Consider the following 18,526-nt stretch of genomic DNA (forward strand, 5'->3'; position numbering starts at 1 on the left):
AACGGCGTACACGTTGAAGCTCTGGCTTATCCGCTTGTTTTCCTCTCCCCCCTTGAGGGGGAGATGTCTCCGTCAGGAGACAGAGGGGGGTATAAGCCTCTCGGAAAATTCGGCTATTCAGAAAATGCGGTACTGTTTTTCGTGTCCATTCTCTCCCTCGGGCCGGAGAAAACTGGTCAAATCGCTCGAAATGTCGAAAATTGAGTTCATGAGCACCGCATTCGACATCCTCGACCGCCTGATTGCCTTTCCTTCGGTCAGCCGGGACGGCAACATCGACCTGATCCGCTACGTTGCGGACTTCCTTGAGACAAACGGCATTCAAAGCCGGCTTTACCCGTCGGAGACGGGCGACCGGGCCAATCTGTTCGCCACCGTCGGGCCGGAGGGCCCGGGCGGGATTGTTCTCTCCGGCCATACGGACGTGGTGCCGGTGGACGGTCAGGACTGGACCCGCGATCCTTTCCGCATGAGCGAGGCGGACGGCCGACTTTACGGCCGGGGCACGACCGACATGAAGGGCTTCGTCGCCTGCGCCATGGAGGCGATGGTTGCGGCAAAGAACCATCCCCTGTCGCGGCCGCTGCATATCGCGCTTTCCTATGACGAGGAGATCGGCTGCGTCGGCGTGCGGCCGATGCTGGCGGAACTTTCCAAGGCAGGGCTGAAACCGGACTGGGTGCTGGTGGGCGAACCGACCTCCATGCAGGTGGCCGCCGGACACAAGGGCAAGACCGGCGCCCATGCGACCTGTTGCGGTGTCGCCGCCCATTCGGCACTGGCACCGACCGGGCTCAACGCCATTCACCTTGCCACCGACTTCCTGAAGGACATCCGCGCCCTGCAGGGGGAACTGGAGGAAACCGGCAGCCGGGACGATGACTACGACATCCCCTACACCACCGTTCATGCGGGCATCATCCATGGCGGGACGGCGCTGAACATCGTGCCCGATCACTGCACCTTGTCCTTCGAGATCCGTAATATCGCCTCCGACGATCCGAAGGTCCTCATGGACCGGCTGTTCGCCTCCGCCGGGCGGATTTCCGCTAGGGCCAAAGAACGTTTTCCCGAAGCGGGCATCGACATCGAGATCTTCAACGAATACCCGGGCCTCGATACCTCCTCCGGCGGCGCGGCGGTTTCCAACGCGCTTTCGCTTTCCCGGACCAACCGAGCGATCAAGGTCGCCTTCGGAACGGAAGGCGGCCTGTTCACCTCGACGCTCGGCGTGCCGGCGGTGGTATGCGGACCGGGCAACATGGAACAGGGTCACAAGCCGGACGAATTCGTCACCCGCGACCAGATGGAAGCCTGCCGGGCCATGCTTCAAAGGGTCAGCGATCAACTCGCTACTTAGCTTTTCCTGAAGCAAAATATAGAAAAGAAAGAATTTACCTAATCAACGACTCCGGCCATCATCGAAGCTCTTCAGAATGCCAGGACGGGGCTCGGACATGACGGTTGAAAAAGTGGAAGCGCTCGTTGTCGGTGGCGGTCAGGCAGGCCTTGCCATGAGCGAGCACCTGAGCCGATGCGGCATCTCCCATCTCGTCCTGGAACGGCACCGGATCGCCGAGCGCTGGCGCTCGGAACGCTGGGATTCGCTGGTTGCCAACGGCCCTGCCTGGCACGACCGGTTCCCGAACATGGAATTTCCCGATTGCGATCCGGATGCCTTCGTTGCGAAGGAAGATGTCGCGGATTATTTCGTTGCCTATGCGAACCAGATTTCCGCGCCCATCCGCTGCGGCGTGGAGGTGACCGAGGTCAAGCGGAACACCGGCCGGCGCGGGTTTCATGCCGAAACCTCAGACGGCCCGATCGAGGCCGATTACGCGATCGCGGCCACCGGCGCCTTCCAGCACCCGGTCATGCCGGATATGGTTCCCGCGCATGCCGGGATCACCCAGATGCATTCGGCCGCCTACCGCAATCCCGGCCAGTTGGCCGAAGGCGCGGTGCTGGTCGTCGGTGCAGGGTCCTCGGGCGCACAGATCGCGGCAGAGTTGCTTGAGGCAGGCAAGCAGGTCTATCTATCCGTCGGCCCGCACGACCGCCCGCCGCGCAGTTATCGCGGCCGCGACTTCGTCTGGTGGCTGGGAGTCCTGAACAAGTGGGACGCGGAAGCCACGCCGGGCGTGGAGCACACGACGATTGCCGTCAGCGGCGTCGACGGCGGCCATACGGTCGATTTCCGCCGTCTCGCGGCAAAGGGCATGACGCTTCTCGGCCGGACCGAAGCCTACGAGGACGGCTCCTTGCGTTTTGCGCCCGATCTCAAGGCCAATATCGAAGGCGGGGATGCCAATTACCTGTCGGTTCTGGACGAGGCCGATGCCTTTATCGAACGCAACGGCCTGGATCTGCCGGAAGAACCGGAGGCGCGCGAGATCGATCCCGACCCGGAGTGTGTGGCGAACCCGATCCTTGAGCTGAACCTGGCGGAGGCCGGGATCACCACCATCATCTGGGCGACGGGCTTTTCCGTCGACTACGACTGGCTGCAGGTCGACACCTTCGACGATCAGGGCCGGCCGATCCACAAGCGCGGCGTCTCGCAGGAGCCGGGGGTCTATTTCCTCGGCCTGCCCTGGCAGACCCGGCGCGGGTCCTCCTTCATCTGGGGTGTGTGGTACGACGCCGGATATGTGGCCGACCATATCGCAAAGCAGCGCGGCTACATGACCTACACCCACTCCCCGCAGTTGGAGACGGAAGACGCATGACTGACGGAAAGCCCATGACCCATAAACGCATCCGTTGCTTCAACACCAAGGACACCTATCCGGAGCAGAAGCTCGACAACGATCTGTGCCAGGTCGTGGTCGCCCGCGGCACCATGGTGTTCGCACGCGGCCAGATCGGCCAGGACCTCGACACCTCGGAAAACGTCGGCATCGGCGATGTCACCGCCCAGGCGGAACAGGCCATGACCAATATCGACATGCTGCTGAAGGAGGCCGGTTCCGAACTGGCGCATATCACCAAGATCGTCATCTACATCGTCGATCCGCGCTACCGGGAAGCCGTCTACCGGGTGGTGGGCAAGTGGCTGAAGGGCGTCTATCCGGTCTCGACCGGCATCGTCGTTTCGGCTTTGGCGCGCCCGGAATGGCTGGTCGAAATCGACGTGACCGCCGTCATCCCCGATGCATAATCCAGGGCTTCTTTCATGACCTTTTCGATTTCCGCCTGCTGCCCCAAATCCGGAATGATGGGGATTGCCATTTCCTCGTCCTCGCCCGCCGTGGCGGCGCGCTGTTCCCATGCCCGCGCAGGGGCCGGTGTGGTCGCCTCGCAGAACATCACCGACCCGTCCCTGGGTCCGAAGGCGCTCGACCTCCTGCAAAGCGGTATAGCGGCCGCAAAGGCGCTGGAAATCCTGCTCTCCGATTATCCGACCAAGGATTGGCGGCAGGTGGTTGTCCTGGACCGGACCGGGCAGACGGCGACTTTTTCCGGCGATGAGACCCTTGGCATCAACGCGACCGCGCAGGGACCCTATTGCGCCGCGGCGGGCAATCTGCTTGCCAATGACACGGTTCCGTCGGCCATGGTCGCAAACTTCTCGGAAACAAAAGGCGATCTCGGAGACCGGCTGATCGCCGCCATGAAGGCCGGCCTTGCGGCGGGCGGCGAAGCCGGGCCGGTTCATTCCGCCGGCCTCTACATGGTCCGCAACGTGAGCTGGCCGGTGGCCGATCTCCGGGTCGACTGGGTCGAGGAAGATCCGATCGGGGCGCTGTCGAACCTCTGGGATCTCTACAAGCCGCAGCTTGAAGACTACGTCACCCGCGCCATCGATCCGACCGCGGCTCCCAGCTACGGCGTGCCCGGCGACGAATAAGCGGCTGAAGTGATTCACTCCGAATGCGGCTTGCTCTAGGGTCTGCTGAAAACAGGATCCAGAGCATGCGTTTCACGCTCCGACAGCTTGAGTATTTCATCGCCGCCGGCGAGACCGGAAGCATCACCCGGGCGGCGGAGCGGGTCAGCATATCCCAGCCGTCGGTGTCGACGGCGATTTCCCAGCTTGAAAAAGAGCTCAACGTCCAGCTGTTCATCCGCCACCATGCCCAGGGGCTGTCGCTGACCCCGGTCGGGCGGACACTGCTGGCGGAAGCCAAGCAACTGCTGGAACAGGCGGAAACCCTTTACAGCGTCGCAACAGAGGCAAGCGACGACATCCGCGGCCAGCTCAACGTCGGCTGCCTGACCACCCTGGCGCCGATGATCCTGCCGGAACTGGCGCTTGCCTTCACCTCCGCCTTTCCCGGCACCACCATCCGCCCCCATGTGGATCATCAGGAGACCATGCTGAACGGGCTCAGGAGTGCCGCAATCGACGTGGCGGTGACCTACGACCTGTCGATCCCGGAAGACATCGACTTCCAGCCGCTGGTGGAACTTCCCGTCCATGCGGTCTTCGGCGAGAACCATCCCCTCGCCCGGCGGTCCTCGGCCAGCCTCGAGGAGCTTGCCGAGCTGCCGATGGTGTTCCTCGACCTGCCGCTCTCGGGCGAATATTTCCAGGCGCTGTTCATGGCCGAAGGCCTGACGCCTAACATCGGCTACCGTTTCGCCCATCCGGACGTGATCCGCACCATGGTCGCCAACGGCTTCGGCTACACGCTCGCCAATGTGACGCCGCGCTCGGATGCCGCCCTCGACGGGCGCAAGGTCGTCCGTGTCCGCATCTCCGGCAGCCACCGGCCCATGACCCTCGGGGTGGCGAGCCTGAAATCCCTGCGCCCGTCCCGGCTGGCGGAAGCCTTCAAGGCCCACGCCCGCGCATTCATTTCCAGCGCCTACGTCCCCGGCATGGTCGCCCCGGCCACGGCGCCTAAATAAGAAATTGTTTTGGATCGCCTGCGCAGTTGGCGCGTAATCGTGATCGAAACGGGAAAACTCTACCTGCTGTCCTCCAAACTTCGGTTTCAGAGCAAGTGGCCTCAGGTTAGTGCAGCAATAGTTATGACTTATGGGATGCAGAAACCAACACGCTCTCATCATGGGAACAGTGGACAACAACTTATAGCTTACGTGATTGTCCGATTTCTGCGGTGCGGCTCACTTCTCTACGATTTCACTAAATGGATAGGCCTGTTTTTTTACGTTAGTTCTAGACGAAATTTGTCTCCCTGGCGTCGAACGCAGTCCATCGACCTTGCGTAGTTCAGGGCATTTTTCTAATGCCATGAGCGCGAGCTGTATTGTGCGGGGAAGTTCTTCCTGACTATTTTCCCATGCACTAATTGTAGCTCTCGACCCAAGGTCAAGCTCCAATTGTAGAGCTGATTGACTAGAGTAGTTGTGTTTCTTTCGCCACCCCTTGAGTTCAACGCCCTTCATCATCTCCTCCGGAGTGTGGAGCAACAGTCGTTTCTGTTTGAGTTCGGCTCAAGCGAATGCCCCACCCTTTCGCTGTCATTGTCGTAGATTTCTGTTTTGCTACGAAATTTATAGACGGAAAGTGCCGCTTAAGTGAGTTGAGCAGAGTGTCTACTTTTTGGACACTCGGGACTTTTTCGCTCATCAGAAGCCCTCCTGGGTGCGTTTAAAGACGGTTTTCTGGCTGTTCTCGCAATTTTTAAGCTCTAATCATAAATAAATCGTTACCATCTTAGGTTGGCGACAAAAAGTCGGGGAGTAAGCGCACAATAGCACTTACCTCCCTGAAGCTTTGTTCCGGCATTTTTCGTAGTGGCAGGATTCAGCCAATCTTGGCCAAATTTCAGCCTTTCGCACTTAACACCTTTCAGATGGGGGGCAGATTCACCCACGCCACCGCGCGGGTGATAACGCTAACCATCACCTGCTATCAGTTTTCTCGATGCAGAAGGCTTGGAGATATGGAGATGTGGGTAGCGATTGTAGAGCAGGGCAGGGTGCTCTTAGCCGCTGGGCGGCTGATACCCCTCACAACCTATAAAACCTCTGACCTTGAAATCAGGGCAACCTCGGCCACTGGGGTTATTAAGATGATGCAGGAGCACTATCGGCTTTCAGAGAAGTCAGAGCCGCGATGAACAGCGCCTATTGCCACAAACCAGAGATGAGTGAAGGGAGGCTCTTTACCCAATCGGATGCGAATACGCCCAAAACAAAAACCAACACGCCCGCGCTGATGTTTGTAATAAAGGCGATAACCCTCTCTTTTCCTTGTGACTTACCAATTACTTTTTCTAGTGAACCAGCAATAGCCTCGCCTTGTTCTCGGGTCAGCGAAGCCAGCTGTGACACGCGCTCATATTCTTCCTTGAGAGCTGTTAGCTTCACCTCTCTATCCTTGAGGGTGCTTTCCAGCCGCCCAATCAATTCTGATGAATTATAAAGAGCGTCCATTGCTTCTTTTATCTGCTTCTCAGTATCTTCGGATGATCTTGCCGCCCTTCTTATCAAATCATAGATTTCTGACCCCGGCACAATCGGGAGAAGCCTGAGAAAAACTCGCAATAAAGAATCTGAAACCTGTTTCCGTCTAGCGCTCATGTCTATTGATAACCATTATAAATCTAGGCCCAGTTTAGCTTTGGCCTCCTGCTTCAGATAGGCAACAGCTAGGTCTTTCATAATGTTAAGGGTAGCGCCGCCAATTACCGACGCCCCAACTTTTGTCTTTTCCCAAATTGTATTGTTGCGAACAGCTTCTAGATAATCATGACCTTGGTTGGTCATGCGATAGACGCCTTCATTCACAGCTTCAAAAAAACCAGCATCACATAACAGCTCGGCATGCTGGTATCGTTTCGTTTCTTCGGGGCTGGCTCCCATGGTCAATGGAGCTATCAAATATAGCTCATTTGACGCTTCAAGCTCTATGAGCATCTGCCGTATATAATCATCATCCCGTTTCATAAATTTGCGTTTTCTATCTATGCTTGGTGTGCAGTACCCACCGCCAGATGCACCCCGGTTGCCTTCTGCAACTGGCTGATAACCGCAAACAGCTTTGAAGCAGTTGGATTGCCCTTTTCGCTCAGCATCCGCATGAGGCTTTTTGAGGGGGTGCCTACTTCTTGGCCCAGTTCCTCAAAACCCACTGTTGCGTTGATGTAGTCGCGCAGAACGGCCTTGCCGGTATCCACGTCGCCGGAAATCAGCAGGTCTACAGCCTCGGAGAGCAGGGCAGCACGAAACGCCTGGTCACGTTCGGCGCGTGCCTTTACCGTCCCCTTGAATTCACGTGTCAGTCCAGCCATCGCTAGCCCTTCTTCTTCCGTTGTTTGTAATCCTGCCAACGGGCCTGGGCTGCCTCGATGTCTTTCTGCTGGCGTTTCTTGGTGCCGCCTGCAAGCAGGATAACGAGACGGTCGCCATCTTTACCGAAATACACCCGGTAGCCCGGTCCGAAGTCGATGCGGAACTCCTGGACGCCGCTTCCGACCCCCTTGGCATTGGAAAAGTTGCCTTGCTCCATACGCACCATGGCAACCGTCACTTTGGCGGCCGCTCTTGGGTCGAGGTTGTTATACCATTCCGCGAATGGGCTTTTGCCGTCACCGGTTTGGTACTCGACTAATTGCATTGGTAAATTAGTAACATATAGGTTACTTCTCGAGCAAGAATGAAATCATTCCTGACAGAGTACCGGATTCAGTACGTCGATGGAAAACCAGGCGGTGAAATCGCCTTAGAGCAATTGCCACGCCTCGCTGACCGCTCGGCCATTTCTACTGCTGCAGGATGCTGTCCGCGTCCTTGCGGAAGGCTTCGACGGCGGCGAAGAAGGCGTCGAGCAGGACGCTGCGCTCGTCGGCGAGGGAAAAGACCACTTCATCGTATTCGCGCTGCATGTCGCTGACCGGCACCCGGTGGACCACGTCGGTCCGACCGGTGCCGAAGCGCCACAGGAAGCCGACACCGAGGCCGTTGACCACGGCTTCATAGACCGCGTCGCGGGTGTCGAGGGTCAGGAAGGGGACCGGCTCGAACCCGGCGGCGCGGAAGGCGCGGTCCACCACCCTCTGGGTCGACGAACCGCGGGTGCGGAAAATCAGCGGCTCGGCCATCAGCCGTTCGCAGGTGACCGAAGCCTCCCGCGACAGGGCGCTGTCCGGATGGACGATGGCGACCACGTTCTGGCGCGCGAGCAGCGCCTGGCGGAAGCGGCCGTCGGCGGGCACGTCGGGCAGGACGGCAACGTCGACTTCGCGCCGCAGCACCGCCTTGGTGATCTGTTCGTGGGAGCCGGTCTCCACCGCGATCTCGATGCTGGGATGCCGTTTCAGGAACTGGGCGACGAGCGCCATGCCGGGCATGGAATTGCCGAGCCCTATGGTCAGCCGCCCGTTCAGCAGCGTGTTGTGGCGGGAGAGGATGCGGCGTGCCTCGCGCTCGGCTTCGGCCATCCGTTCTGCGATATCGCACAGCTCGTTGCAGAGCGGCGTGGGATAGAGAATGCCGTTCTTGCGATCGAACAGGCGGACGCCGAATTCCGCCTCCAGTTCCTTGACGTGACGGGCCACGGCCGGTTGGGAAACCTTGAGTGCCCGGGCGCCTTCCGCATAGGAGCCGCCGGCCGCGACCGCATTGATCGCGCGGATACGAGACAATGTCACCGACATGAAAAGTCAGCCATTCCTGTTGGGGGCAATGCAAATGTTTTGCTGGCCCATACCATAGGTTTTCTTTGTTACGGCGGCGTCACACTTAGACGACAGTTTCATATCCATCCCGAGACCGGATCCGGGTCCCAAGCCAGACCGGTTTTAGACGCAAAAACGGACCGCATTCCGTACCAGGCTGCCCTGCCGGCCAGAGCGCCTGAACGATCAATTGCGGCCAATCGGATGGACAAATGCTGGAATTGAGAAACAGGCAGGTCAAGGAACTCACCCCGGAGATGGTCGCCGGCTATGATGCCGTCCTGTGCGACCTCGACGGCTGCCTGGTGGCCGGAGGGAGGCCGCTTTCCGGAGCGCTGGAGTTCGCCGATGCCGTGGCGAACCGCCTCTGGATCGTCTCCAACAATTCCGCCGATACCGGGGAAACGCTTTCCGACCGTCTGGCCCTGATCGGCTTCGACATCCCGGCAGAGCGGATCTGCCTTGCCGGTGAAGTCGCCGTCAACCGGATCGCCCGGGAGTATCCGGGCGCCATGGTTCAGGTGTTTGCGGAGGACCCGATCCGTGATCTCGCGCAGAGCCTTGGCCTTCGGCTGTCCGACCATGCGGCTGACGTGGTGCTGCTCGCGCGCGATCCGAAGTTCGCCATCGGCGACCTGCAGCGGCTGCTGAAGGCGCTGCATCACGGCGCCGAGCTCATCGTCACCAATCTGGACGCCACCCATCCGGATCCGGATGGCCTGCCGGTTCCCGAGACCGGGGCGCTGGCCGCCGCGGTACGCCTGTGCAAGCCGGATGTGGTCCTGCGTTCCGTCGGCAAGCCGGAACCGGCGCTGATCGACCTGGCGCTGAGCCGCTCCGGCGCCACGGCGGAGACCTCCGTCTTCGTCGGCGACAATCCGGCAACCGACGGCGAGGCCGCCGCCCGCGCCGGTCTGGCCTTCATTCACGTGGCCCGGCCGCCGTCCGCTGCCTTTCACAAAGACCCCGTCTCCATCGGCCAGGGAGCGCTGTCATGCTGAGTTATGTGCTGCGCACCTTGCTGAAGATGGCCGTCACGCTGTTCATCATCGTCACGCTGGTCTTCTTCGCCACCCGGCTGTCGGGCAATCCGATCGATTTCGTCATCGGCGAAGGCATCACCCAGGAAGACCGCCAGCTGCTGATCGCCTATTACGGCCTCGACGGCTCCATCGCGACCCAGTACTGGAAATTCATCGCCTCGATCCTTACCGGCGAATTCGGCCTGTCGTTCCTGGAGCGGCGTCCGGTCGCGGAGATCGCCGCCGAACGGATCTGGCCGTCGCTGAAGCTCCTGCTGAGCACCGCGGTCTTCACCTTCGCGCTTTCCATCCCGCTCGGCATTGCGGCGTCGGTCTACCGGACCCGGTTCGTCGGCAGCGCCATCATGGTCATCGCCTTCATGGGCTATGCGGTGCCGCCCTTCGTGATCGCCACCCTGCTGGTGCTGATCTTCGCCTACACGCTCAACTGGCTGCCTGTCGTCGGCGACGGCACCGCGCTGCATTTCATCATGCCGACGCTTGCCATGTCGGGCATGTTCGTCGCGGCCCTGACCCGCTTTACCCGCAACGCCATGCTGGACGTGCTCGGCCAGGACTACATGCGCACGGCCCGGGCCAAGGGCCTGCCGGAACGCACCGTGATCCTGAAACACGGGCTTCGGAACGCCTCCATCACGATCCTGTCCGTCGTCGGCCTGCAGATTGCCGGCTGGATCGCGGCCGGCAGTGTGGTCATCGAATCCATCTTCTCCTGGCCGGGGATCGGCGACCTGCTGGTGCGCTCCGCGATCATGCGGGACTACCCGGTGCTCCAGTTCGGCGTGCTGATGGTCGCCGTCGCTGTCATCTGCGTCAACGCGGCGGTCGACATCGCCTACGCCTATGCCGATCCACGCATCCGTCTTGCAAAGGGATAAGCCATGAGCGACCTCACCTCTTCCCTGCCCCAGACCTCCCGGAGACCTTACATGTCGCTGCACCGGATCCCCGGCTACACGCTGTGGTGCAAGGCGGACTGGGTTCTCAGGATCGCGCTGATCGTCGGGCTGATCCTGGTGCTGCTGACGCTCGCGGCACCGCTGATCTCCCCGTTCGACCCCAACCACCAGAGCCTGATTTCGCGCCTGCGCCCGCCGCTCGGTTTCGAGCGCTACAAGGCCGGGTTTTTCCTGGGCACGGATGAGCTCGGTCGCGATGTTCTCTCGCGCTGCATATACGGCCTGCGCCTGACTTTTGCCCTTGCTCTCGCCGGCGCCGTCATCGGCCTGCTGATCGGCGGCACGCTCGGCCTGCTCGCCGGTCTTGTCGGCGGCGTGTTCGAGGATGTCGTCATGGGCGCGGTCGATGCCCAGATCGCCATTCCCTTCACCCTGATCGCGCTTCTGATCCTGGCCATCTTCGGCAGCTCGCTGGAGATCATGGTGCTGGTGCTCGGCGTCTACGGCTGGGAGCAGCACGCGCGTATCGTTCGCGGCGAGGTGCGCAAGCTGACCGGAATGCCGTTCATCGAGGCGGCGCGGGCGGCCGGGGCCACCCCGCTGCGCATCGCCCTGCGCCACATCCTGCCCAATGTGGTGTCGCCGCTGGTGGTCCAGTTCACCCTGAACTTCTCCAACATCGTCATCCTGGAATCGACCTTGTCGTTCCTCGGCCTCGGCGTGCAGCCGCCGACGGCGACGCTCGGGTCCATGGTCGGCGTCGGCCGCGACTACTTGCCGACCGCCCCGTGGATCGTGGTCGCCCCGGCGATGATGATCCTGCTCCTCACCTTCGCCGTGCAGATCCTCGGCGACTGGCTCCGCGACCACGCCGACGTGCGCCTGCGCAGCCGCTGACCCTTTCCAAAAACCAGAAGCCGGAACGGCCACTGCCTGCAACCCCTTGAAGCCCTGGAGGCTTATGATGAAGAAACTTCTGGCAACCACCGCACTCGCTTCGATGCTCGCATCGGGCGCATTCGCGGCAGAGCTTACCGTTGGCGCCGCCAACGTTTCCAGCTACCTCGATCCGGGCCGCGACCATTCCAACGTCGGCTCCCAGTTCTACTACAACGCCTTCGACACGCTGATCGACAAGAACCACGACACCACGGACACCGAATGGGTTCCGGCACTTGCGACCGAATGGAAGCTGATCGAGCCGACGATCATGGAACTGAAACTGCGCGAAGGCGTGAAGTTCCACAACGGCGAGGACATGACCGCCGACGACGTGGTGTTCTCCCTGAACCGCATGTACCAGGCGACCTTCACCCCCTACCAGGTGCGCGCCCGCGACCGTCTCGGCAACTTCGAAAAGGCGGAAAAGGTGGACGACTACACCGTCCGCATCTATGCCAAGCGTGCCGAGCCGCTGTGGGAAACGCTCCTGAACCTGCAGCAGGTCATGATCATCCCGGAAGAGTACACCAAGGCGCTCGCCGGCGATCCGAAGGTCGCCGAAGACGACGACTACGAAGCCTTTTCCCTGAAGCCGGTCGGCACGGGCCCGTACAAGGTCGCAGACTTCGTTCCGGGCGAACGGGTCGTCTGGGAAAAGTTCGACGACTTCTGGGGTGAAAAGGCGCCGCTCGACAAGGTCACCGTCAAGCATATGCCGGAAACCGCTTCACGCATCACCGCTCTGAAGACCGGCGAAGCCGACATCATCACCAACATCGCCCCGGACCAGCTGTCCCTGATCGAAAACGATCCGGACATGAAGGCCGAAGGCAGCGCGACCGCCCTGTTCCACGTCATGATCATGAATCAGAACCATCCGGTGCTGAAGGATCCGCGCATCCGCCAGGCGCTGTCGCTGTCCATCGACCGCGACGCCCTCAACGAAGCCCTGTGGCTCGGCAAGGCCGTGGTGCCGTCGACCCACACGCTGAAGGAATTCGGCCAGCTTTACCAGCCGGAGCTGACGACCTTCGAATACAACCCGGAAAAGGCGAAGGAACTCCTGAAGGAAGCCGGCTATGACGGCACCGAGATCACCTTCGACACCGCTCCGAGCTACTACACCAACGGCCTGCTCGCCGCTCAGGCGATCATGGAGATGTGGGCGGAAGTCGGCATCAAGGGCAAGGTGAACGTCGGCGACAAGTGGACCGGCAATTCCCCGGACCTGATGGTGCGCAACTGGTCCAACCCGATGTATTTCGCCGATCCGTTCGGCTGCTTCGGCGTGATGTGGGCCCCGAACGGTCCGTCTGAATCCGAAGGCCGGTTCAACACCGACGAAGACTACGCCAAGACCTGGGAGAAATTCCGCTTCTCCGGCGACGTCGAACTGCGCCGTGCGGCCTATGCGGAGCTGATGGAACGCATCAAGCAGGATCCGCCGGTTCTGCCGCTCTACCGTCCTTACGAAAGCTGGGCGATGAAGACCAACGTCAACTGGGCGCCGAAGCCGGGTCACATTCCTTACGTGCTCGACTTCCGCGCCGGCTCGATCTCCTTCAACTGAGATCAGCCCTCACCTGACGCTCTCAGCACCGCCGGTTCCGGCCGGCGGTGCCTCCTTCCCGAAAACATAAACAAAGGCATCCCCCGTGTCCGTCCGCATCTGCATCGTTTCCGACATTCATCATGGCACTCCGACCACCACCAAGCGCGGCGATACGGCGCTTGGGCTGATGGAGGAGTTCGTGCGCTTTACCAACGACGCAAAGCCGGATTTCGTCGTCGATCTCGGCGACCGGATTTCCGACATGGACCGGGACACGGATCTTCGGCTCGAACGCGAAGTCGCCGAGGCGTTCAAGCCGATCACGAGCCCCATCCATCACATCAACGGCAACCACGACCGGGACTATCTCGAAGTCTCCGACAACGAGGAAATCCTCGGCCAGTCGCTGGAAAACAGCACGTTCGATATCGGCGGCTGGCGGATCGTGCTGTGGCGCGCAGATGCTAAGATCATGCGCTCGCCGGAACATTCCGGTTTCATCCTGCGCGAGACCGACCTGGTCTGGCTGTCCCGGGTCGCCCAGACCGCCGACCGGCCGCTTCTGGTCATGAGCCATGTACCGATTTCCGGCCATGCCCAGACAGGCAACTACTACTTCGAACGCAACCCGGACTCGTCGACCTACCCGATGGCGGAACGGGCCCGCGCGGCCCTTGCCCAGGCGCGGGTGCCGGTCACCTGCATTGCCGGCCACGTGCACTGGAACACGATCACCACGGTCGACGGCATCACCCACCTGACCCAGCAGTCTCTGACGGAAAGCTTCACCACCAACGGCGAACCGGCCGGTGCCTATGGCATGCTGGAACTCGGCGACACGGTGAACTGGCAGGTTCATGGCGACGACCCGATCGCCTTTTCGTTCAAGCCGGGCCTGGCCCGCTGGACGCCGCCGCTTCCCAGCTTCGACAGCCATCCGGAATTTGCAGCGCGCCGCAGAGGTCAACTTAAATGACCGATCCCGTCGTCGAAGTTCAGGACCTGCGCATCGCCTTCGGCAGCCATGAGGCGGTCAAGGGGCTGTCGTTTGCGATCCGCCCCAAGGAAACGCTGGCGCTCGTCGGTGAATCCGGGTCTGGGAAATCGGCGACGGCGCTTTCGATCCTGCGCCTGATCGAGCGGGAAGGCGGACGGATCGCCGGCGGCAGCATTCGCCTGCGCGACGGGGAGGACGTCACCGACCTGACGGCGCTGCCCGATGCGGCGCTGAGCAATGTCCGCGGCAACCGGATCTCCATGGTGTTCCAGGAGCCGATGACCTCGCTCAATCCGGTGCTGACCGTGGGCAACCAGCTTGCGGAGGTGTTCATCCGCCACCGCAACATGTCCATGCGCGAGGCGCTAGCCGCCTCGGTGGAGGCCCTGGACGAGGTGCGGATTCCCGAACCGGCCCGGCGCCTGAAGCAATTCCCGCACGAACTTTCCGGCGGCCTGCGCCAGCGGGTGATGATCGCCATGGCGCTCGCCTGCCGGCCGCAACTTCTGATCGCGGATGAGCCGACGACGGCGCTCGACGTGACGACCCAGGCGGAAATCCTCGACCTGATCCGCTCGCTTCAAGCCGAAATCGGCATGGGGGTCCTGTTCATCACCCACGACATGGGCGTGGTGGCGGAAATCGCCGACCGGGTCGTGGTGCTGAAAAACGGCATCAAGCAGGAAGAGGCGGCGGTCGCCGACCTGTTCCAGGCCCCCAAGGCCGCCTATTCCAGGCAACTCATGGCGGCGACGCCGAAACTGGGAGAAGGCAGCCAGGCCGCAAAACCGGGAAGCGAGATCGTGCTTCAGGTGGATCGGTTGTCGACCCGGTTTTCGTCCAAGTCCGGGCTGTTCTCCGGGAAGTCCGACAAGGTCACGGCCGTCAACCAGGTGTCCCTGCAGGTGGCGCGTGGCGAGACGCTGGGGCTCGTCGGCGAATCCGGCTGTGGCAAGTCCACGCTCGCCCGCTCGATCCTGCGCCTGATCGAACCGGAAGAAGGCACCGTCCTTCTGAACGGCAAGCCGATGACCGGTGTGTCGAAGGACACCCTGCGGGAAACGCGTAAAGACGTGCAGATCGTGTTTCAGGACCCGTTCGCGAGCCTCAACCCGCGTCTTGCCGTCCATGAACTCATCACCGAACCGGCCCGGATCCACGGTCTGATTTCCACGAAGGAGCAGAAGGACCTGGCTGCGCAACTCGTCGAACGGGTCGGTCTGGAACGGGACGCGATCTTCCGGTTTCCGCACCAGTTTTCCGGCGGCCAGCGGCAGAGGCTGTGCATCGCCCGGGCGCTCTCCGTGTCGCCGAAGCTGATCATCGCCGACGAGGCGGTCTCCGCCCTCGACGTGTCGATTGCCCGGCAGGTGACCGACCTGATGCTCGACTTGCAGGCCCGCGAAGGCGTGTCCTTCCTGTTCATTTCCCACGACATCGCCGTGGTGGAACGTGTCAGCCACCGCATCGCGGTTATGTACCGGGGCGAGATCGTCGAAACCGGCCCGACGGACCGGCTGCTATCGGCCCCGGAACACGCCTACACCCAGCGGCTCCTGGCCGCCGTGCCCAGCGCGACCCCGGCATCACTCAGAACCCTGCAATAAAGCGGGCTTTGCCACGGCGAAGGCCGGTCTAATTCCCGGCTTTGGCATCCCCTTCCGCCCAGCGGGCGGCCAGGTGAAGCAGGATGATGATCATCGCGGCCGGAACGATGGCCGCGATCCAGACCATCTGGATTCCGAGCGTGTCTGCCGTCAGTCCGGCCTGACGGGCGAGATAGCCTTTGGCAAATCCGCCGCGCAATCCGACAAAACAATAATAGATCACCGGCAGGGTGAAGGTCAGTATCGCCGCTGTCTGTATGGCTTCCGCCAGCAGGCCGAGAAGATGCGGCCGCCGGGGGAAGACACTCTCCATGAGGATCGCGTCCGAACGGGTCTTGAAGGACAGGGTTGCCCCCAGCAATCCGGTCCAGACCATCATGTAGCGGGCGACATCCTCGGTCCAGGTCGGCGGACTTGAAAAGACGTAGCGCGCCACGACCTGAACCATGACGGTGACAAACATTCCGCAGACGGCCAGGACCGCAAGACGGCGAACGGCCTGGTGAATGCCGTTGCTGACACAGATTACAATTTGGCGCATGTCGCGTTTCCGTCAGGCTGGTGAGGCGAGCCGCTTGCGCAGCCCGCCCGGTCCATATTCAGCGCGTGCTGTCCGACAATTCCGACCAGACCTGGACATCGTCTTCGGGCATCAGTCCGGAATTGTAGACGGCCTTGGACAAATCGCGGAAGGCAGCCCGCTCGTCCTTGCTCAGACGCTGGACGGTCACACCCTTGGCTTCAAGAGCCGTCAGGGACGATACCGCAGCCTCGTCGAGCCATTCACGGGTGGCCATGTTTGCCTTTTTCACAGCCGCATCGACCGTCGTCCGGTCGGCATCCGACAGGCCATCGTACCAGAGCTTGGAAACGATCACGGCACGCAGCGGGATGATCACGCCGGCATCGGAGAAGTTCTTCACGAAATCGGTCTGGCCGAACATGATCGGGACGAAGGGCGAATTGAGATAGCCGTCAATCACGCCTGTTCTGGAGGCCCGCGGGAACCTCGCCCCAGGGAACGACCGTGCCGCTGGAACCCCAGGCCTTGTACATGGCGATCTGCGCGTCATCCAGCGCACGCATCCTCAAGTCCGCCATATCCGCCGGTTTGCGCACGACGGCGGTCGTCGTGATGATACCGGAAGATGGGCCGAGCGGAACCAGTGCCAGAAGTTTGACATCCTGCTTTGAGATGGCCTCGTTTATCCGGTCGAAGACCTTCCCTTTTTCAAGGGCCCGGTCCATGTGCGCCATGTCATCGAAGATATAGGGCAGGCGCACACCGTAGATGAACGGGTCCACCTGGGCGACGGCGCGCACATCCGATAGCGAGACTTCCAGCAAGCCGGTCGAGAGCTGGTCGAATTTCTCGGACTCGTTTCCCACGGATCCGCGCGGCATCTCGCGGACATCCATGCCGGCTTCCCTGAGAACCTCACCGAAGGCATGCGCCCAATTGTAGGATCCTGAGGTTTCAAGATCCGGTTTGCTGTCGAGGGCGATCTTGACCTCGGCCGATGCCGGAGCGGCCATGGCCATCAGTGCTATCAGGGTAAGCGCCTTGAGTTTCATGATTTTCCTCCCATTGAAACATCAGTTGACTGCGAAGCCGAGCAGGTGCGGCAGCGTGAGGCTGATCCCGGGCCAATAGGCCAGGGCCAGCAGGAGCAGCGCCTGAACGGCGATGAAGGGCAGCGTCGCGTAGGCGAGACGCCAGTAATTGAGGGATGTCAGCGCCGAAACGACGACGAGGCATTTGCCGAGCGGCGGGGTGATGAGGCCGACACACAGGTTGAAACACAACACGATGCCCAGGTGGACAGGGTTGATCCCCTGTTCGATCGCCTGGGGCACGAAAAGCGGTATCAGCAGGCTCAGGGCGACCGGTGTGTCCATGAACATGCCGGCGATCAGGAAAATCGCGACCAGAAAGAAGAGATAGCGGGTCCCGGTCAGGCCGATGCCCCCGACCCAGTCCGCCAGAGCCTGCGACCAGCCCATCTGCCCGGCGAGATAACCGAGCACGGAGATCGCCGCCAGGATGATGAAGATCGTACCCGTGAGCCGCGCCGTTGCCTCGACCGCATCGAACAGCATCTTCCAGCTCAGCCCGGTGTAGAACTGCCCGGCCAGCAAGGCGAACAGGACCGCCAGGGCCGATCCCTCGGTCGGTGTTGCAAGACCGAAAACGAGAGACCCCAGGATGACGACCGGAAGACCCAGGGCGGGGGCGGCCTTCACAAGACTCGGCCAGAAGCGGGGGCAGGTTATCCGAAGCGCCGCCCGGATGGTTCCTGACCACCGCAATGCCGCTGTTGAGCGCCATCAACGCGGCCGCGAGCAGCAGGCCGGGAATGATTCCGGCGGCGAACAGGGCTGCCACCGAGGCCCCGGTCAGGCCGCCGTAGATAATCATGATGATCGAAGGCGGGATGATCGGACCGATCATCGAAGACGCCGCGGTGATCGCGCCCGCGTAATAGCCGTCATAACCGCGCGCGCGCATTTCTGGAACGAATGTCCGCGACAAGGCCGCACTGTCGGCGATCGCCGAGCCGGAAATACCTGCGAAAAAGACGCTGGTCAGGATGTTCACGTGACCCAGTCCGCCCCGGAAACGTCCGACGACGGACAGCGAGAAATCGATCAGGCTGCGGGTCACCCCGGCGCGGCCCATGATCTCGGCCGTCAGGATGAAAAGCGGCATCGCCATAAAGGCGAAGACGTCGAGCTGGGCGAAAATCCGCTGCGGCAGAATGGAAAGAAACTGCGCTTTGCCCACGGCGATGAACGACAGAACCGACACGGCTCCCATCAGGTAGGCGAACGCGGTTCCGCTGATTAAAAGGACAATGAAAACCAGAGGTATCAGCCACATGGTGCCGCCCTCCC

At 61.4% G+C, this 18,526-nt stretch carries 20 protein-coding genes and 1 pseudogene; 11 read left to right on the top strand and 10 right to left on the bottom strand.

Annotated features, from left to right (window positions below; translation table 11 throughout):
• The first annotated feature begins 208 nt into the window (after positions 1-208).
• The 5 genes from argE to ABIN98_RS21555 all read left to right on the top strand — a co-directional run bounded on the left by argE (position 209) and on the right by ABIN98_RS21555 (position 4,854).
• Complete coding sequence (gene argE / locus ABIN98_RS21535; protein ID WP_346912996.1) at positions 209-1,360, top strand: acetylornithine deacetylase; 1,152 nt, start codon at positions 209-211, stop codon at positions 1,358-1,360.
• Positions 1,361-1,457: 97 nt separating this feature from the next.
• On the top strand, positions 1,458-2,729 hold the full coding sequence (locus ABIN98_RS21540; protein ID WP_346912998.1) for an NAD(P)/FAD-dependent oxidoreductase: 1,272 nt from the start codon (positions 1,458-1,460) through the stop codon (positions 2,727-2,729).
• Between the two features lie 14 nt (positions 2,730-2,743).
• Positions 2,744-3,160, top strand: a complete 417-nt coding sequence (locus ABIN98_RS21545) for a RidA family protein (protein ID WP_346913000.1) — start codon at positions 2,744-2,746, stop codon at positions 3,158-3,160.
• A 15-nt stretch (positions 3,161-3,175) separates the two neighbouring features.
• Complete coding sequence (locus tag ABIN98_RS21550; protein WP_346913002.1) at positions 3,176-3,850, top strand: DUF1028 domain-containing protein; 675 nt, start codon at positions 3,176-3,178, stop codon at positions 3,848-3,850.
• A gap of 65 nt (positions 3,851-3,915) precedes the next feature.
• On the top strand, positions 3,916-4,854 hold the full coding sequence (locus ABIN98_RS21555; protein ID WP_346913004.1) for a LysR family transcriptional regulator: 939 nt from the start codon (positions 3,916-3,918) through the stop codon (positions 4,852-4,854).
• A gap of 1,185 nt (positions 4,855-6,039) precedes the next feature.
• On the opposite strand, the gene ABIN98_RS21560 is transcribed toward ABIN98_RS21555, so the two are convergent.
• The 5 genes from ABIN98_RS21560 to ABIN98_RS21580 all read right to left on the bottom strand — a co-directional run bounded on the left by ABIN98_RS21560 (position 6,040) and on the right by ABIN98_RS21580 (position 8,570).
• On the bottom strand, positions 6,040-6,495 hold the full coding sequence (locus ABIN98_RS21560; RefSeq protein ID WP_346913006.1) for a hypothetical protein: 456 nt from the start codon (positions 6,493-6,495) through the stop codon (positions 6,040-6,042).
• Positions 6,496-6,510: 15 nt separating this feature from the next.
• Positions 6,511-6,861 carry a DUF2513 domain-containing protein gene (locus ABIN98_RS21565; protein ID WP_346913008.1) on the bottom strand — a complete coding sequence of 117 codons (351 nt, stop codon included), beginning with the start codon at positions 6,859-6,861 and terminating at the stop codon, positions 6,511-6,513.
• 17 nt (positions 6,862-6,878) lie between these two features.
• Positions 6,879-7,205, bottom strand: coding sequence for a transcriptional regulator (locus tag ABIN98_RS21570; protein ID WP_346913010.1), 327 nt, complete (start codon positions 7,203-7,205; stop codon positions 6,879-6,881).
• Between the two features lie 2 nt (positions 7,206-7,207).
• The gene (locus tag ABIN98_RS21575) at positions 7,208-7,531 is read right to left on the bottom strand and encodes a type II toxin-antitoxin system RelE/ParE family toxin (protein WP_346913012.1); all 324 of its coding nucleotides are present in this window, start codon (positions 7,529-7,531) and stop codon (positions 7,208-7,210) included.
• Positions 7,532-7,676: 145 nt separating this feature from the next.
• Positions 7,677-8,570: a LysR family transcriptional regulator gene (locus tag ABIN98_RS21580; RefSeq protein WP_346913014.1), complete on the bottom strand. Its 894-nt coding sequence runs from the start codon at positions 8,568-8,570 to the stop codon at positions 7,677-7,679.
• Between the two features lie 233 nt (positions 8,571-8,803).
• Between ABIN98_RS21580 and ABIN98_RS21585 the strand changes: the two genes are divergently transcribed.
• The 6 genes from ABIN98_RS21585 to ABIN98_RS21610 all read left to right on the top strand — a co-directional run bounded on the left by ABIN98_RS21585 (position 8,804) and on the right by ABIN98_RS21610 (position 15,631).
• Positions 8,804-9,592 carry an HAD family hydrolase gene (locus ABIN98_RS21585; protein WP_346913016.1) on the top strand — a complete coding sequence of 263 codons (789 nt, stop codon included), beginning with the start codon at positions 8,804-8,806 and terminating at the stop codon, positions 9,590-9,592.
• Entirely contained in the window at positions 9,586-10,512 is a 927-nt protein-coding gene (locus ABIN98_RS21590; RefSeq protein ID WP_346913018.1) for an ABC transporter permease, read from the top strand. The genes ABIN98_RS21585 and ABIN98_RS21590 overlap by 7 nt, the downstream gene beginning before the upstream one ends.
• Positions 10,513-10,515: 3 nt before the next feature.
• Positions 10,516-11,430 (top strand): ABC transporter permease, encoded by a 915-nt coding sequence (locus ABIN98_RS21595; protein WP_346913021.1) that lies wholly within the window; start codon positions 10,516-10,518, stop codon positions 11,428-11,430.
• 64 nt (positions 11,431-11,494) lie between these two features.
• Positions 11,495-13,045 carry an ABC transporter substrate-binding protein gene (locus ABIN98_RS21600; protein ID WP_346913023.1) on the top strand — a complete coding sequence of 517 codons (1,551 nt, stop codon included), beginning with the start codon at positions 11,495-11,497 and terminating at the stop codon, positions 13,043-13,045.
• Between the two features lie 85 nt (positions 13,046-13,130).
• Positions 13,131-14,003, top strand: coding sequence for a metallophosphoesterase (locus ABIN98_RS21605; protein WP_346913025.1), 873 nt, complete (start codon positions 13,131-13,133; stop codon positions 14,001-14,003).
• Positions 14,000-15,631: an ABC transporter ATP-binding protein gene (locus ABIN98_RS21610; protein ID WP_346913027.1), complete on the top strand. Its 1,632-nt coding sequence runs from the start codon at positions 14,000-14,002 to the stop codon at positions 15,629-15,631. The genes ABIN98_RS21605 and ABIN98_RS21610 overlap by 4 nt, the downstream gene beginning before the upstream one ends.
• Before the next feature lie 28 nt (positions 15,632-15,659).
• Here the strand turns inward: ABIN98_RS21610 and ABIN98_RS21615 are convergent, their stop codons facing one another.
• The 5 genes and pseudogenes from ABIN98_RS21615 to ABIN98_RS21635 all read right to left on the bottom strand — a co-directional run.
• Entirely contained in the window at positions 15,660-16,172 is a 513-nt protein-coding gene (locus ABIN98_RS21615) for a TRAP transporter small permease subunit (RefSeq protein WP_346913029.1), read from the bottom strand.
• Positions 16,173-16,230: 58 nt separating this feature from the next.
• Positions 16,231-16,614: a hypothetical protein gene (locus tag ABIN98_RS21620; protein ID WP_346913031.1), complete on the bottom strand. Its 384-nt coding sequence runs from the start codon at positions 16,612-16,614 to the stop codon at positions 16,231-16,233.
• Positions 16,607-17,206, bottom strand: coding sequence for a TRAP transporter substrate-binding protein DctP (locus ABIN98_RS21625; RefSeq protein ID WP_346913033.1), 600 nt, complete (start codon positions 17,204-17,206; stop codon positions 16,607-16,609). Before ABIN98_RS21625 ends, ABIN98_RS21620 begins: the two co-directional genes overlap by 8 nt.
• 21 nt (positions 17,207-17,227) lie before the next feature.
• Positions 17,228-17,875: a TRAP transporter large permease subunit gene (locus tag ABIN98_RS21630; protein WP_346913035.1), complete on the bottom strand. Its 648-nt coding sequence runs from the start codon at positions 17,873-17,875 to the stop codon at positions 17,228-17,230.
• Positions 17,876-17,966: 91 nt separating this feature from the next.
• Positions 17,967-18,512, bottom strand: a pseudogene (locus tag ABIN98_RS21635) (TRAP transporter large permease subunit); the annotation flags it as partial.
• Positions 18,513-18,526: the final 14 nt, after the last annotated feature.

It is taken from the genome of uncultured Roseibium sp. (assembly GCF_963675095.2).
Taxonomy (GTDB): domain Bacteria; phylum Pseudomonadota; class Alphaproteobacteria; order Rhizobiales; family Stappiaceae; genus Roseibium.